This is a genomic window from Paenibacillus sp. FSL W8-0186 (assembly GCF_037969765.1).
Classification (GTDB): Bacteria; Bacillota; Bacilli; order Paenibacillales; family Paenibacillaceae; genus Fontibacillus; species Fontibacillus woosongensis.
This window is the reverse complement of the sequence record NZ_CP150207.1, coordinates 794,577-810,296: the sequence shown is the minus strand read 5'-3', so window position 1 is coordinate 810,296 and position 15,720 is coordinate 794,577. Positions and strand designations below refer to the sequence as shown.

At 56.2% G+C, this 15,720-nt stretch carries 9 protein-coding genes; 1 reads left to right on the top strand and 8 read right to left on the bottom strand.

The genetic code is table 11. The features are described 5' to 3' along the window. Window positions 1-27 precede the first annotated feature (27 nt). The gene (locus tag MKX50_RS03390; protein WP_213591041.1) at window positions 28-231 is read left to right on the top strand and encodes a hypothetical protein; all 204 of its coding nucleotides are present in this window, start codon (window positions 28-30) and stop codon (window positions 229-231) included. A 127-nt stretch (window positions 232-358) separates the two neighbouring features. Here MKX50_RS03390 and MKX50_RS03385 read toward each other — a convergent pair whose 3' ends face one another. From MKX50_RS03385 to MKX50_RS03350, 8 genes are all read right to left on the bottom strand, one after another. Further along, entirely contained in the window at window positions 359-955 is a 597-nt protein-coding gene (locus tag MKX50_RS03385; RefSeq protein ID WP_330163464.1) for an AAA family ATPase, read from the bottom strand. Window positions 956-1,177: 222 nt separating this feature from the next. Continuing rightward, window positions 1,178-4,537 carry a glycosyltransferase gene (locus MKX50_RS03380; protein WP_339160003.1) on the bottom strand — a complete coding sequence of 1,120 codons (3,360 nt, stop codon included), beginning with the start codon at window positions 4,535-4,537 and terminating at the stop codon, window positions 1,178-1,180. Between the two features lie 2 nt (window positions 4,538-4,539). Then, a complete protein-coding gene (locus tag MKX50_RS03375; protein WP_339158417.1) occupies window positions 4,540-5,802 on the bottom strand; it encodes a hypothetical protein in 1,263 nt (420 codons plus the stop codon). 26 nt (window positions 5,803-5,828) lie between these two features. Then, window positions 5,829-6,476, bottom strand: a complete 648-nt coding sequence (locus MKX50_RS03370) for a beta-mannanase (protein WP_213591038.1) — start codon at window positions 6,474-6,476, stop codon at window positions 5,829-5,831. Between the two features lie 30 nt (window positions 6,477-6,506). Next, window positions 6,507-7,793 carry a vWA domain-containing protein gene (locus MKX50_RS03365; protein ID WP_339158416.1) on the bottom strand — a complete coding sequence of 429 codons (1,287 nt, stop codon included), beginning with the start codon at window positions 7,791-7,793 and terminating at the stop codon, window positions 6,507-6,509. A 96-nt stretch (window positions 7,794-7,889) separates the two neighbouring features. Then, entirely contained in the window at window positions 7,890-10,313 is a 2,424-nt protein-coding gene (locus MKX50_RS03360) for a transcription initiation factor TFIID (protein WP_339158415.1), read from the bottom strand. Next, window positions 10,313-13,702: a tubulin-like doman-containing protein gene (locus MKX50_RS03355; RefSeq protein WP_213591036.1), complete on the bottom strand. Its 3,390-nt coding sequence runs from the start codon at window positions 13,700-13,702 to the stop codon at window positions 10,313-10,315. Before MKX50_RS03355 ends, MKX50_RS03360 begins: the two co-directional genes overlap by 1 nt. A gap of 20 nt (window positions 13,703-13,722) precedes the next feature. Beyond that, on the bottom strand, window positions 13,723-15,534 hold the full coding sequence (locus MKX50_RS03350; protein WP_213591035.1) for a VWA domain-containing protein: 1,812 nt from the start codon (window positions 15,532-15,534) through the stop codon (window positions 13,723-13,725). Between the last annotated feature and the right edge of the window lie 186 nt (window positions 15,535-15,720).

Genomic DNA, 15,720 nt, shown 5'->3' with positions numbered 1-15,720 from the left:
AGAACAGTAAGGTGAAAGGAATTTGATATGAATAAAAAAATGCTAACATTCTGGGGATTCGTCTTTATTGGTGTAGTTATAATTGCAACGATCTTTTTGAACAGAGCGCATATTAAGAACCATGCGTTTGCAGATAAACTGGCAATGGACTGTAAAGAAGCGGGCGGAGTTCCGGAAATGCAAAACACTTGGACTGGTATTGGAGTTAAGGTGACTTGTAAACTTAAATAATTCTGAAGCCCACTCTTCCTAGAATTTGTGATAGAGTGGGCTTTCTTTTTTTACAAATCCCGGATAGCAGACTGCTTATCCCCTCCCCCAACAAAAAACGCCACCCCAAGGGGCAGCGTTATCCTGCTTAACGGCTAGTAGCCTTCACAAACTCATACACCGAATCAACCTTCTCCGAGGTCAAATCGCCGCTGTTATCGAACACAAGAACCGAGGATTTCGGAATGTCCCAGTTAATCTCAGGAACAAACTGAACACGATGCTTGAAATCGTCCCAATGCTCCAGCTTCCAGGTGTCGCGTTCGGTTTGACGGTCGATGATGCGCTGTTTCTGGGTTTCCATATCACTTAGTGTTACAACGATAACCTTCACGTCAACTTCGTTTTTCGTCAGACCTGCTGCGGAGATAACGTCTTCGATCCACTGCTTGTTCTTCAATTCAGCCGTAAAGGGAGAGATCATGAACACGTTCTGCCCTGCGGCCAGATTCTCGATGCAAATATCCTTGGTGGTGTCGTACTCCAGATCGCGGAGATGCTTCTTATAGAAATCGGAGTCACGGTCGTTCACGTCCAAGCCGTTCATCTCCAAAATTTTCTCAACGAATCTTCCGCCTACGGTATCCCGATCCAGGAAAGCCGCCGGAATCCGGTCAGCAATCTTGCGGGCAACTGTAGTTTTCCCTGTACCAGCTACCCCTACAAAAAAAACAAGCTTCTGCACTCCAAGTCCCCCTAACTTTTAGATAAAAACAGTGTACCATTGCTCAGTTGTACAGACAACGGCCTTGAGGCACTGGAGTTGTCCCCTACGCGTTATTCCTAAGTCGCTGTTCGCGAATTCTTCACTCCATTACGTTAGGCTGATTTGCTCCATCTATAAGACTGATTTGCATCAAACTAAGGCTGAGCCGCATCAGACTGCTATATGACGGATTAACCAAGTCTAAGGCTGAACTGTTTCAGTCTCCGGCTGTGCTGGCACCGCTGGCTGTGTAGGTTGCGTAAACTGTAAGCTCCCGCCTGCCTTAGCTTCCGCCTCCTGGCGCGTTATGACCGTATATTGCTGGTCGCCTACCTTTATCACGCTGCCTGCCGGAACATCCACCTTCTGGCCTAGGGAGACCGTAACACGTGAAGAGTATTCAGGCTTCTCCTCTCCATTAGTAACACCGTTCAAAGCCCCTTCCGGTTGCGTCGCATTCGGATCGCCAGCCTGTCCACTCCCCGATGCATCCGTTCCTAAGGTCCCGGCTTGGCCGCTAGTTCCAGCTCCTTGATCAGCTTGACCATCTGAGCTGCCTGGGCCGGTATGTGGAGCCCCGGCTCCTTGTCCTTCAACATTCCCAGCAGGGCCATCCAATGTTTCCGTCGAATCTCCAGAGCCTGCCGCACCATGGCTTGTTACAGCATTGTCAGCGGATCTATTGCCAACTCCACCATTACCAACTGCGTCATCACCGGCTCCGGTACTGTCTGCTCCACCATTTGCAGCTGTACCAGTGCCTGCTCCCTCATTCGCCGCCGAGCCAGCACTGCCTGCTGCCGAACCGTTAGGGCCGCCAGTGCCGTCAGAGCCACTAGTCCCTGCTCCCTCTGTTCCGCTTCCATCACCACTGCCGCCCGATTCCGCACCGTCAGTTCCGCTGCTCGCTCCGTTTTCAGCCGAGCCTCCGGCAGCTCCGGTTCCATCCGCACAGTAAGCGTCAAATTTCAAATTCGCAAACTGCTGAACGGTCTGATCCGGCGCTTCAATCGACAATGCCGCAGGATCGAATGCCTTGCACTTCTCTGCCCCGGCAAAAAGAAACACCAGCGAAGTTGTCTCCGCGCCGTCAGTGCCTGTCACCTGGTCGGCATAGACAAGCACTTCGGGTTCAATCGGAGCAGGCGGAGGGGTGGCCTCGGTCGGCGGCTTGGCGCCGCCAAGCATGCCCTGCTGCTGCATGATGATTAAAATGCCTGCAATGACCACTAGACCAGCCAGCAGAATCATCGCGCTCATTCTCGCTTTTTTCCCGTTCTGTGCCAGAAATCGCTTGAACGGCGAGGACAACTCCAGGCGTATTTTGGCAAATACGGCGGCCAATGGCGCTCCCGCTTTATCGAAATAGCGGGTCCGGTAGTCCCTGTTTTTGAAGGCGTTCCGGTCATGCGTTTTGAAATAATTCAGCAGCGCCGCCGTATAGCCAGAAACGATGCCGCGGCCATGGGCAAATTGCGGCTGTCCCTGCGACCAGAGCATGAACTCGTAAATCCGCTCCGGGTCCTTCGCATTCCGCTGCAGGTAATCCAGCAGCGCCTTATAATCGACCTGCCCGGATGTGGTGTCATAGAAGACCAGCACGATTTTGCCGAAATGGGCCAGATCCACCGTAGATTGCAGCCATTTTTTGCCCAAATTCTGCAGCCGCCCCACGTCCGCCGCAGGCAGACCGTCAAAAATATCCTCCGCAGCCTCGCGCTGGGCAAACCATTCATACAACGCCTGCAGCATATCGACATGATTGCGCTGCTTGCCCTCGAACAGCAGCCCGGCAAAAGCATCCGGACGAGCCAGAAACTCCGCCCCTGTAATTTGTTCCCGGGTCAGCTGCTCCAGCTCCAGCTCATCCAGCAGCACCCGCTTGGCCGCAAGCGACAGTTCCTCCGCCAGCTCGGAATCGGCTAAGGTCATGCCGCGATCCGTCACCGGGGTTCTTCCCCACTTGCGGATATGCTCCAGCGCCATATGTACCGCCGGCAGCAGCGGCTGCTCCTGCTTCAGCTTGTCCGCCAGAGCCGCAACCGCGTATTCCTTGAAGGCTCCGTTCCGCAGCACGCCCGGATGGGCGACGGCCCAGCCGTGCACCACGTTCAGCACTTCCCGCGACCCGAGCGCTTCCTCGAACTTGGCGCGAATGTAAGGCTCGAATAGTGAGCTTTCCAGATCGCTATTTTTAAGAACATGGTCAAAAAAGGTCTTGCTCATCTCCAGCTGGCTCTCCACCAGAGCGTACAGCGAACGGGCCAGGTCGGGCTTGTCCCCCATAACCGCATTGCCGATCGCATAGATCAAATAATTGATCAGCTTGATGCCATAGCTTCTGCTCTCCAGGCGATAGTAGTCCCTGAAGCATTCCACGACGGCCAGGTCAGGCATGCTCCGCAGCTTCACCGCATCGAATTCCCGGTCAAACGCAGCCAGGAAAATATCGTTCAGCCGGATACGCGATTCCAAAGCGCCCGCAGGCTCCAAATAACTCAGCAAGCCCCGCAGCACGGTAATTTTATGAGCCTCGTATAAGTCCCAATTTCCGGCCTCGATCTGGTAGAACACAGCCAGCTCATGATAGCTGGACAGCAGCAGGCGCCGCTGCGGCTCCATGCCCGCCAGCATCTCATCCGCGAAGCGGTGGAACGCCTGAAGCCGCTCCAAATCGCCGATCGCCTTCCAGACCATTTCGAGATACGGCTGTCTTCCTTCCTCCAGCTCATCCTGCGGCGCGCGGCCGGTGGCGAGATCAAACACATAGTCCTTCTCAATTTCCCGGTCATTTGGCCGAATGCTGCCGCGCTCCACAAATTGCAGATGGATGAACTTGCGGCTCTGCGGCTCCTTCGCGTACGTGATGAAGCCGAGGCGGCGGCGCTGCTCGAACGGCAGGCAGGCGTACAGCACCTGAACGAGCGCGGAGGCCGCTGCTGAAATTTGCTCCGCCGGCACGTCCAGCGCGACATAGACCTTCTTCCGGCCCTCGCCTACCGCGGTCATGACCGCGAACAACAGCCGCTTGAAGGTTTTCTCGTCCAGCTTCAGCTCATGCAGCAGCTTCTCGGCCATCAGGCGCGGCAGACCCTCCTGCGCATAACGCGGGTTCTGCGGAATGTGCTCAAGCTCCGGCAGCTGCCGGCCGATCTCCGGGACGTATCTCTCCGCAAACGCTGCTTCAACATAGTCGCGGTAATGAGTGACGATCTCATCCTGCCGCGCGGCCGGAATGATGTAGTTATGCGTCAGGAAGGCGCTGCGCAGCCCGGTGAAATCCGCCGACTGATACACGCTGCGCCCCAGCACCGTATCGCCGCTCTCGGTATGAAACAGATGGATCGCAGGCGGATAGCTGGCATCATCCTTCTCGCCCCGGGAGACGAGCTCCGCGGGCGCATCGTAGCCGCAGAACGGATGCAGCTGTTTTTTGATAAACACCGCATCCAGGCCGTCTGAGGCCGCAACCGTGTCAAACCCTTCCGTCGCCCGGAAAATCCCGCTGCGCTCCCGGGTATAAATCTGCTGCTGAATCAAATCGGGGGATGATCGCTTCATGCTCAAGACATTTCTCTCCCCTCAATATACTTCAGCTTGTACAGCAGCCAAATGAATGGTTCGTCCACGCGGATCGGCTGGACCACGTCCTGCAGCTTCTGATCCACTGGATTGCTGCCCAGCGCCGATACGGCAAAATAGCCCGTGTCCTTGAAATACACGTCCATCGTACCCTTGAACGGGCGATCGACCTTCTCAATGAAGCGGCGAATTTCCCCATCGATGTTCTCGAACTCGGTCAAATTGAAATATTTGCGATGCACCGCATTGTTAAAAATATTGCTGTTCGACTTGATATACTCGCCCTCTTCGTCCTTTAAGACGTGCAGCATATCGCTTTTTGTAAGTACGACGGCGGTCGGGATATCTGTCTTGCCCTGATCCTCGTAAGCGATGAAATCCCCGAACATCGTCAGTACGACATCCCGCGGTTCATCATATTGCGATACCCATTCGCCCGGCTTGTCGCCGACATTGATGCGGATTTTCTCGCGGATCGAGCGAATCTGCAGCGGATCGACCATAAACAGCAGCGCTGAGGAATTTTTAATATGCTGTCCCTGCAGGCCCAGATAGTCCTGATCCACCATCCCTTCCCCGGCGACGTCGAAGAAGACCAGCGTTAGCGGCGGCTTCGACTCATCCTTGAACACGAATTGGAAAATAAACGGCTCCTGCATTTTCTCCTTCTGCGTGGAGGCCAGCAGGTCTCCGCGCTCGAACAGCGGCTCCTCGTACATCGTACGGAACTTGCGGCTGATCTCCGCATTCAGCGGCATGCAGGCCGCGTCGAAATGATCGGCGGTCGTATTTTGCAGCGTATGGATCAATGCGGTCATATATACGGATTTCCCCACCTGGGAGGCGCCGACGATCGAAATGATGTTGCTCGGCACTTTGCCCGCCGTTACCGGCAGCTCGTTATGGCAGCTCGGGCACAGCCTGCGCCGGGTCACCTCGCCATAACGGTCGTTCAGCCCGATCAGGACATGATCGGAATAAATCAGATGCTCCGGCGGAACGTCCTGGGGACGCAGCACGGCTTCCATGTCATAGACGATGTCCAGTCCGAACCGCTCCCGGTATCTGTTCAGCACTTCGTCCTCGCGCAGCGCGTAATCCTCGTCGTCTTCGCGGTAATGAGTCGCCCGGAAGACAACATCGTCCGGCGCGAACTTGCTGAAGCAGTAAGGGCAGACAATATCGTAAAACAACGGCCGCGGCTCGGCCTGCGGTTTTCTCTTGAACAAATCAAACAAGCCCATCGTTCATTCCTCCTCGCTTGCGGTGCTTATTCAGGAATCAGCTCGAAGAACCGGCCGTACTTGCGGCCGTCCGTAAAGAACAGCCGCACGTAGTCGTTCTTGCCGACCTCGATAACGGGCAGCGTGGATCTGCCCGCCGGGAAATCCCGGAGAAAAGGGTACACCGTCCCGTCCTCGATGCTGGCCGGATAGCTGTCCTGCTTTTTCACATAACATAACGCTTCCTTAGGGACCTCCACCTCGGCGAGCACCGAAATTTGCACCGTCTTGTATTTGCGCAGCAGGCTGCTCTTCTGCCGGATCGAATAACGGATTTTCGCCCGTCCGGTGCTGATCTCCACCGTATTCTCCGCCCCCGGCTGGCGAATGAGCAGCTTCTCCCCGTGCTCCATGATGCAGGCATACACGGTATAGCGCACCAGACCGACCTGGTCGATCCGGTCGCGGTATCCGCCTGCCGCCTTGTACTCCTCGCGGGTATACAGCCTCAGCTCCCCGGGCTGTGGGGCATGATCGCTCTCCCCGTACAGGCCCCGGTCCGCCGCTCTCTCGTCAATATAGACCGCCTGCAGGCCTTCGGGCCATTGCCAGCGGAGCAGGCATTGATCCTCATCGAGCTTGTAGCTCAGCTGTGTGATCAGCGGCAAGCCTTCCTCTGCTTCAATAAAACGCATTGCTCTGCCCCCTTATGCCTTTAAAATCCCTTAAAATCCTCTGCTGCGCCGCTCCCGCGCCGGCTCCGTATACCCTGCAGCCGCATCCCGGACAGCGGCGCCTCTCCGGCGGATGCCGGTGCGTGCTCCGTTCTCGCGCATCGGCACGACGACCGTGAACACCGTCATCACCGCAGCCAGGATCAGGCAGGCCAGCAGCCGCAGCAGCGCATCGCCGACAGCCGAGCCGTTCAGGCCGAACTCCAGCAGCAGACCGGCCAGAAGACCGGCAACAGCACCGCCGATCGTGAAGCTTTTGGCTAAATAACGGTTATCGAACATGAGGCCCAGCGACAAGCCCAGCAGCGCCCCAAGCGCCAGAATCAGCACGATTCTCAGGATCATGTAATAGGCGCTATGAGCCATCAATCCGGTGCGCTCTGTCACCAGCGTGCGTTCGTCCAGATTGTCGTATATTTGCTGGAAGACAAAAGAAAGGTTGGCCGCATCCGCTTCGTCATAATACCGGCCGCCTGTTTCACTCGCGATCTCCTTGAGCAGGGTTGCTCCTTGGGAGTTGCCATACCGGCTTAACCCCAGGCCCACTGTATTCACAGCGACTCCCCGGCTCCGGTAATCGGCCAGCACTTGTGCCGTATTCACGTCGCTGAAGCCGTCGGACAGCAGAACCGCCATCGCCCCGCTGGAACTGTTCAGCCCTTTGATCTGCTCCATCCCCGATTCCAGCGCCAGGGCGATATCCGTACCGAAATTCGTCGGCTCCAGTGCGTCGATCACGGCGTGCACCTCGCTCTTCACCCCTTGGTCGCGAACGCGGATAAAAGGCTGGATCAGCTCGGGCTGGTCATTGAACACAAGAATCGCCACCTGCTTGCTGCTGTCCATCTGATCCACAAACGATTTGGCCGCCTCATAGCGCAGATCGTCCGGGTCCGTCTCCATCATGCTTCCGGAATTGTCGATGATGAGCACGATGTCCTTCACTGTCTTGGCGCGGCCGACATTCAGCTCATAAATGAATTCGAACGCCGTCCCTGCCAGGAGCAGCATCACAAGCGTAGCCGGAACAAGCAGCTTCCAGGAGGTGCCCATATATCTTTGCCGCCAGGAAGAGCCGTTCAGCCGCGGAGAAATCATTTCCGCAATCAGGCAGAACAGGCCGATCGAAAGGGCGAGAATGCCGAAATAGAGTCCAATGAGCAGAATTCCCGGCATCCGGCCGGACAGCTGCCCCAGCAGCACCTCGCCGATCACGAATCCGACGGCCCCGCCAATGAGGCTGAACAGCACCAACAGCCAGTTAATTTTACGCTGCATACACGTACTTCCTTCCTACAATTTTTATATATGCCGAACCCCCTCCGGCACGGCGTTAACGCCATCCGGGGGAGCACAGCAAGTCTACGCAGGCGATTAACGCAGCTTGGGCAGCAAAGCCCGGTCTATTCCGTGAAATTCATAACCGTTCTGCGAATAAGTTTCATAATAGACTTTTCCATTCAGGTAATACATCAAGTCCTCAATGTGGAAGCCGCCCATCAGGTTGAGCTTCTCCAGGCCGCTGCTTCGTTGTTCATGCACACAACCCAGCTTGTAAATCCGCGACGTCTCGTCTGCCTGGAAAATATGGCGTACGAGTTCGCTCGTATAATCGCCGAACACGTACTTCTCCTCGTAGCGATGCTCCTGCGTGTAATCGTACAAACGAGCCTGGATCGCGGCGTTGTCCTCCAGAATGCGGTACAGCTTCTTGAACAGCTCCTCCTTGGTCAGCACCGTCTTGTTGCCGTACTCGACGGTCACATTGGCCCGCTGGAGCAGCTCTTCCTCGAACGTCCGCTTGAACAGCGGCGAGGCCAGGATCGTCTGCTTGCAGACCTCGATCAGCCGGTCCGTCAGCCCTTCCGGCCCGTTCTCCATCAACCGGCGCGAGTCGCCGAGAGCACTTTCGGCAAAGAACGCATGGCGTCCCCGCTTGGCTTCCCACTGCTCCATCACATCGGCGGTCACCCGCTCGTAATACTCCATGATGTTCTGGCCGATATAATCGTCCGCCGTCTTGATGCTGCCCAGCGCCGTATCCCGCAGCTCCCGCTCCAGCGCTTCCAGCTGCGCAATCTCGGCGCGGTACCGGCCATGCAGCGCCTGCAGAGCGTCCTCCAGCTTAGCGATGAGCTTCAGCCGCATCTCCAGTAGCAGAATGTCCCGCTTGCGGGAATACACGTTGTCGAACAAATAGCGGATCAGACTGCGCAAATTATGCCGGTCCATAAGCGGAACGCGCGGAATAGACTGCTCCTCCACCCGGCCCTGGCGGAACTGCTCCAACTCGGCCTTCGCCGAAGACAGCAGCAGCTCCGCTTCACGGCGGCTGTGGCGCAGGTGGGCGGCAACGCCCATATCCCCGTCACCGTCGCCTGTCCAGGCGGCCAGTGCATAAATTTGCACATCCGGCCGCTGTTCAAGCGAACGCGTCACTGCCTGATCGAGCCATTTGGCCGCCTCGAATTCCTTCAAATGGCGAGCCGCCTCCTCCTCGAAATTACGGCGGAAGAACGCCTCGCCCCCGCCGCCGAACAGCGTCTCTTCCGCCTCCTTCAGCGACAGCTTGCGCACGGCCCCGTAGCTGACATCGTTCGTCATCAGGCCATGCATTTCGCCAAGGCCTTCCCCGGAAGGAAGCATGCTCGCCGTCACCCGCTCCAGAGCGGCTCCATCCAGGCCGAAGAAGCTCTGCTTCTCGGCAGCGGTCAGCGGCGGCTCCTGCTTCATCCGCTCCAGCAGGCCGCGGTAGAAGTGATAGAGCACAGCAAGGGCGATGGACTGGTTCGGCCGCTTCACCCGGGATAACCCGGCGGAGACTAAGCCCTGACGCCCCGACTCCGTCATAATATTGTTCTTGAACGAAGTATTATTGTAAGCCGGGTTGCTCGCGCCCCAGGCCTGTTCCTTCTGATGCCTGTTCTTCAGCAGGCTGATATGCGAGATGATCTCGTAGCAGCTCTGCATGCCGTTCAATGAGGCGATTCCCCGCTCATCCCGGTCCGACAGCACATAGACGAGATCGAACAGCGGGGATGGCGAATGGGTGACTGGAATCGAGATGCCATCCTCCGTCACATGAAGAGGTGCGCTGAATTCGTAGTTCGAATCCTGCATCAGCTCCAGCTCGCGGAGAAATGCCACGCCCAGCGAGCTGCTGTAGCCGAAAGCCTCCGCTCCCTCACGCTCGCTGATCAAAGCGTACAGATCAAGCTGCACCGCCTTGAACGACTGCCGGAAAATCGCTTCAGCCAGAAGCGTGATTTCCGGGACAAACACATTAAGCGGGTCATCGACCCGCGTAATGATCGAGAGGCGGACCCGGTCAAAGGACGGGTACAGCCTCCCATACTCGGCGAGAGCGCCGCTGGCCTGCCGCAGCACCCGGTTCAGCGCCGGCAGGCCCCCGGCTTCCTCATAGAACTGCCGATAAATGTCGCGGCGCGCGGCAGGCGCTGCCGAGCCCTCCTCTACCGTGACCGGAACGCGATAATGCAGCATACGTGGTGAGGAAGGAGTACTGGACTGGTTCAAGCCGGCCCCGCCCGGTATCCCCGCCGAGCCAGCGGCAGGACCATCCTCCGCCCCGGCGTGAATATAGATCAGGCCCTCGCTGTTCTCCCATTTTTTCTCGTTCATCTGCATGATCGGTTCAATGGCTTCTTTGCTCTTGTCGCCTATAAACAGAAACACTGCGGGATAATGAATGCTGCTCTGGTCGTCGCCCAGGCCTGTGCTGCGCTCCTCCGCCCGGTCATAGGCAGCGGCGAACTGCTCCAGCTTCTGCCTGATCATTATTTCAACCTTCTGCGAATATCGTTCAGCTTCGCGGCGACCTGTCTGTAGAACTGGTACATCTCTTCCCCGTTAGCCAGCTCCACCTTCTCGTATTCCAGCGAGTCCCGCCCCTCTTGGAATCGTTCGGCCAGCTCATCCAGCGTCTGCAGCAGCGGCTCGATATCCTCGCTCGCCGTCAGCTCTGCATCGCGGCGCGATGCCTTGCGCATCAAGGCGCTGCGGTTCTTCTCCTCCAAGCCGCGGAAATGCGTGAACACTTCGTATTCCACGTAATTACGGCTCTTCATCAAGTTGGCGAATGGCTCCCACGCCTCTTCCTCCGGATCGCGGTCGTAGACGTAGAGCGCGCCTTTTTTCGTAATCGTTTCGGTATAGAGCGCCTCAATGAACTGCTCCAGCCACTTCTCCTCGTCCTGGTGCTGCTCCAGCACCGCATCGAGCTTCGCCGCCATCGCCGCAATCCCGTCGTACTTGGCGATCTCCTGCCGCACGCGCGCGATCAGCTCCGGCGTACGGATCAGGTTCTCCTTGGCCAGCTCCTCATTGATGCTGCCAAAAATGTCCTTGTCGCCCTCCCTCGGCAGCCCTTCGGCCAGCAGGCGTCTGAGCTCGACCGCGGCACGCTTCACTTCGCCCAAATTCGGCTTCGGCGCATCCAGGCGCATATCATAGGCAGCCAACGTGCTCTCCAAATCGAACGGCTTCGTAAACACTGCGGAATAACGGTTGCTCGTATTGTGGTCGACGTCTTTTTCCACGATGACCTTCAGCTCAAGCGCTTTGGCAAACTCCTCGCGCACGCGCGAGTTATAGCTCTGCACCCGCGAGTTGAAGTACGTGTCGCCCCATGATTTCTCCGGGATCGGCGAAGGCAGGTACGTCCAGTTGTTCTTGTCCGTCTGCACCAGATGGCGCCCGATTCCTTCCTTATCGAGAATCGTCCGCTCATAGCTCTCCTCGTACACCTTCAGCGGCGTGTAGACGAACAGCGGCACCCCGTTACGCGTGTTCAGCCAGAAGATCCGGTTTTTCACTTCACTTTCCTTGACCGTGAAATGTGATTTACCAACCGCGTTGTTCTGGTAGTTGCGAATCCCTTTGAGGATGCTCGGCGCCTGCACCGGAACGGAGACGAAGCCCCAAGATGGGAAATGCAGATTGCCTGTGCTGTTCGACAGATGGAAGACTGGAACGGCCTCCTCATCCAGCTTGCTGGCAATGAAGCGCTCCACGAATTTCTCGATCGACTCGTCCTGCCCGTATTTGATGACCAGGAAATCCTCCATTGACTTCGTAATGAGATCGCCGAATTTCTCGGTCAGGAAGTCGGAGATGGAGCTGACGATATCGATCTCCTGCTCCTTCACCCATTGGTTTGAATTGTTCAACAGCTCCAGGGAGAAATCGCGAATCAGATCGTCGACGTCTTTCTTGTCCATGATGCCGCTGACGACACTGGAAATATCCGGCACGCTGACGATATTCCAGTAGTACGTCTTGTTGCCTTTATGATCGACCTGCTCCTCGCCGCTTGTCAGGATGTCCCCGTTTTTAGCAAAAATCGAGCTCAGCGCGTTCAGAATTTCCGTAAACACGCTGTAAATCCGGTTGTTCTCCTGATTCAGCAGCTGGTACAAGTCCTCGTAAAATTCGATCATTTGCTCCGTGCGCTCCACGTCCGCATGCAGCCAATATTCATGAATTTTCGCTTCGATATAAGCGTTCTTCTTCTTCTCCTTGGAGACGAATGCGCTCTTGGCGTCGCCCAGCTTCTCGTGCGCCTGGTCCTGCGCCGCCTCGATGTCGCGCGGTATGCGCAGCAGGTTCTCACGCAGGGTCTCAATGTAGGACAGCAGCATTTTCAGCAGGCAGAAGCCTTTTTCCGTGTAGATCAAACGGGACACATAGAACGGACCTTGCTCCGGATGGAGGAACAGACGGCGGATCTGCTCGCTGAACTGCTCCAGCACCTCGCCAGGCAGCTGCTTCTTCGCCTTGATATATTCCTCTCTCGCCCGGGCCAGGAAGGTCTGCTCCAGCTCCGTATCCATGTTCACGATCTGGGATTTCACCACGTTGGCGAAGCTCAGCCGCTCACTGTTCTCGTAGCCGGGCAGCGGCTCGGGAACGCGGGATTCAAATGTCTTGATCATGCTCTCAAGGTCAATGCCCAGCTTGCGGGCAAACTTCTCGACGTCCTCCTGGCTCGGCGCATGCTGGAACATTTTCTCCATTTTGCCGAACAGACGATATGCCAAATACGTGGTCATTTCCTCGATCGGCAGCACCGCGGAGGACGCCCCGATAATGTTATATTCATAGTTCGCCGGGTACATCTTGTTCATTTGCGCGATGTTCGTGCGAATATTGCTGATATAGTCGTGGATCGCAAACTCCTCGCCAGACTGCTTCTCTTCGCTCGCCATGAAGTTCGTAATGTTCTCGGCGGTGACGTTCATGCAGTAATCATAAGCGTTCTCCAGCAGCTTGCCCTCGGTATTCGTCGCCGAAATAAGATGGCACAGATTGAACGGCGGCAATGGAGAGTTAACCGTCAGAATGTTGCCGTACTGCTGCTTGAACCGCTCGCCGCGGCTGTCCACGTTCATCCAGTAGTCCAGCTCTTTCAGAGCCGCATAGCCGTTCTTCTTGATGTACTCACGCGTATGCTCGCTGAGGCTCTTGTTGGACAGGTTGATGTCTGGAGTGAACAAATAGCCGAGCGTATTCACCCGGTCGATCCCGGCCGAACCGTGATCGCGCTCAATGATGCCGCGCACGATATAGGCGATATCTAGGAAGCAGCCGCTTCCCGTTCCGCCAGACAAGCCGGTCAGCAGAAATACCATCAGCTTCTTGTTGGTGCCTACCGACAGTGTTTTGATCTTCTTGTCAATCGCCTGCACGACCTGATTGATCTTCGTGAACAGCAGCAGCCGTCCGGCCTGCCGCACGCCCGCCGCCCCGTTCATGCCGTCCGTAATGCTGAGTTCCGGAGACAGCCAATCGGTAATATACGGCTCCAAAATACTCCGGTTCTGCAGCAGTCCGCCGATTTCCGGGTTGGACAGCAGGACGAATTCATTGATTGGGTCGAGCCCGATGCCTTTATAGCGCTTCGTGCGGTCCTGCTCGTTCGTCTCGAACGCCAGGAATTCCACGTTGTCAGGCTTCTCGCGCTTCTTCTTGGACAACGGGTCCTCCGGCAGCTTGAAGCGGCGGTTGATCTGATATTTCAAGCGAAGCAATGCATCGATCCCCGTACCGCCCAGGCCGATGATGAGGATCGGATTATCGATCGTGTCGACACGGATTTTGTCGCTGACGATGCCTCCGCCTAGCGATACGTCCAATTGCTGGATATGCTCTCTGACTACCGGTTTCATATACGTTTTCCTCCTCAAATTTATACCAGGTACTCTATGAAAATCGTCTTATCCATATGCTGCAGCGGCAGCGTAATCCGGTCTCCGCTCTTCAGCTCCAGTCCCGCGCTCGCATCCACAACCCGTCCGGATTTCTCGACCGGAGCGTCTGAACCGTTGCGCAGCATGATCCGGTCTCCCTTCGCCGGGGTAAAGACGACTTTCTCCGTCTCCTTCAGCTCCGGCGCAAGCTGCAGCAGCTGATGCAAATTGAATTTGCCCTTGAAGGCGGTCAATTTCTTATATTGCGGGAACGACTTCTCGTGCGTATTCTCGTCGCGGATTTCGATGACGATTTGCCCAACGAAGCCCCGGTTCGCTTTCTTCACGGCTGCAGTAATGAAGTAAGCGGCTGCCGCAAGAACAGCTGCGGCTATGGCCGAGATGACGACGGTAAGCCACGGAAACGGCTTTTCTTCTTCAGGGGCCGCTGGCGTTGCCGGCTTGGCCGCCGCCGCTCCTCCGGAAGCAGCTTTGGCGCTGATCGTTACCGGCTCGGACTCCCGGTAGAAACTGCGCTCCTCGGCGCGCACCTTCAGCTCGTAATCATGGGCTTCGGGAATTTCGAACGTTCCCTCGAATTTGTCGCCCGTGTTGTTCAGTTTAATTTCCTCCGTCTTGCCGCTGTCCAGATCCTTCGCAAGCAGCACGGCGTTCATGTTCTTGTACAGCTCGGCGGTTTGCAGCTTCTGGCCGTTGCTCGTCAGATACGCTCCGATCTGCACCTTGTCGCCGGGCTTATGGCTTCCCGCCGCAATCGGCTCCATCTCCAGCTCCAGGTCGTAGTTGAAGACGAGGTTAATGTCGATTTTATCCTTGGACGCCCCCTTGACCCGCAGCTTCCAATCGCCCTCGGCCGGACTCAGCAGCTTAATGAGGGAATAGCTCTTCGACTTCGACAGCAGCACATCGTCCGACGGCACCGCTATTTTATCCCCGGCAGGGTTCACCAGCTCCGTCTCGACCGGCTGCGCCGACATGATCGATATGTTCGCTTCGAGCACGTTCGCATTCGGCACGTTGACCGTAACCTCCTGGAAGCTGCCGGTCCCCGTCATGCTCTGGATCGGCACGATCTTCAGCTTCAGATGGCTGGCGAAAATTTCACTAAGGATGCGCGGAAGATCATCCGCCGTGCTGGTCGAAAAGGACTTGGCGGCTGTCTGGTTCGCGAGATCCTCCAGCGGCGCCTTGTTCAGCTTGCCGTCAGCATTCAGCCCGATCGTATAGATCGGAATGCCGGCTGCCTTCGCTTCCTCAACCGCTTGATTCAGCTCCTGGTCGGATGCGCTCTGCGTACGCCCAGAGCTTTTGTTGAAATCATTGTTGCCGTCCGCAAGCAGGACAATCATTGGCTCATGGTTCGGGTCGGAGCCTTTTTGCAGCACCTTGACCGCTTCCTTGATCCCCACTGCGATATCGGTGTACGGCCCCCTGTCGAGGCCATCGATGAAATCCTTCAGATCCTGCTTATCCTGGGGGGACTTGATCTCAAGCAGCGCCTTCTCCCGCTGGACTTTGTCCGTATAGGCGATAATGCCTACCTTATCCCCCTGCGCGGACAGCATATCGATGAACATCTTCATCGCTTCATTGCCGACTTTATTCGAGTCGCTCGTCTTCATAGAGTTGCTGACATCGATGACGAGCACCGCGTCGATTCGCGAACCGGGCTGGCTCCCCTGCGCGGCCGGCGCTGCTCCGTATATCTCGGAGCCCAGCGTAGAAACGAGTAACCAAAAGACCATAAAAGCCGTTAATATACGTAAAGACTGCTTATTACGCTTCTGCATAATCGTGCTCCTTTATTCTGGTTTCAGGTAGTATAATTGTACTAGAGCTTTATCTATTGTAATCAATATTCCTTAAAAAAAGGTTAAGAGGTTGAAAATATTCATCCCTATGTTTCGTCAAAATCTACCAAGTCGATCGCTGTCCATATGATATAATTAATACCTTCATAATTCAATTACGAAAGG

Coding starts and splice junctions, on each gene's coding strand:
- MKX50_RS03390 (WP_213591041.1), top strand. CDS start 28: ATGAATAAAAAAATGCTAACATTCTGGGGATTCGTCTTTATTGGTGTA.
- MKX50_RS03380 (WP_339160003.1), bottom strand. CDS start 4,537: ATGAAGCGATCATCCCCCGATTTGATTCAGCAGCAGATTTATACCCGG.
- MKX50_RS03375 (WP_339158417.1), bottom strand. CDS start 5,802: ATGGGCTTGTTTGATTTGTTCAAGAGAAAACCGCAGGCCGAGCCGCGG.
- MKX50_RS03370 (WP_213591038.1), bottom strand. CDS start 6,476: ATGCGTTTTATTGAAGCAGAGGAAGGCTTGCCGCTGATCACACAGCTG.
- MKX50_RS03365 (WP_339158416.1), bottom strand. CDS start 7,793: ATGCAGCGTAAAATTAACTGGCTGTTGGTGCTGTTCAGCCTCATTGGC.
- MKX50_RS03360 (WP_339158415.1), bottom strand. CDS start 10,313: ATGATCAGGCAGAAGCTGGAGCAGTTCGCCGCTGCCTATGACCGGGCG.
- MKX50_RS03355 (WP_213591036.1), bottom strand. CDS start 13,702: ATGAAACCGGTAGTCAGAGAGCATATCCAGCAATTGGACGTATCGCTA.
- MKX50_RS03350 (WP_213591035.1), bottom strand. CDS start 15,534: ATGCAGAAGCGTAATAAGCAGTCTTTACGTATATTAACGGCTTTTATG.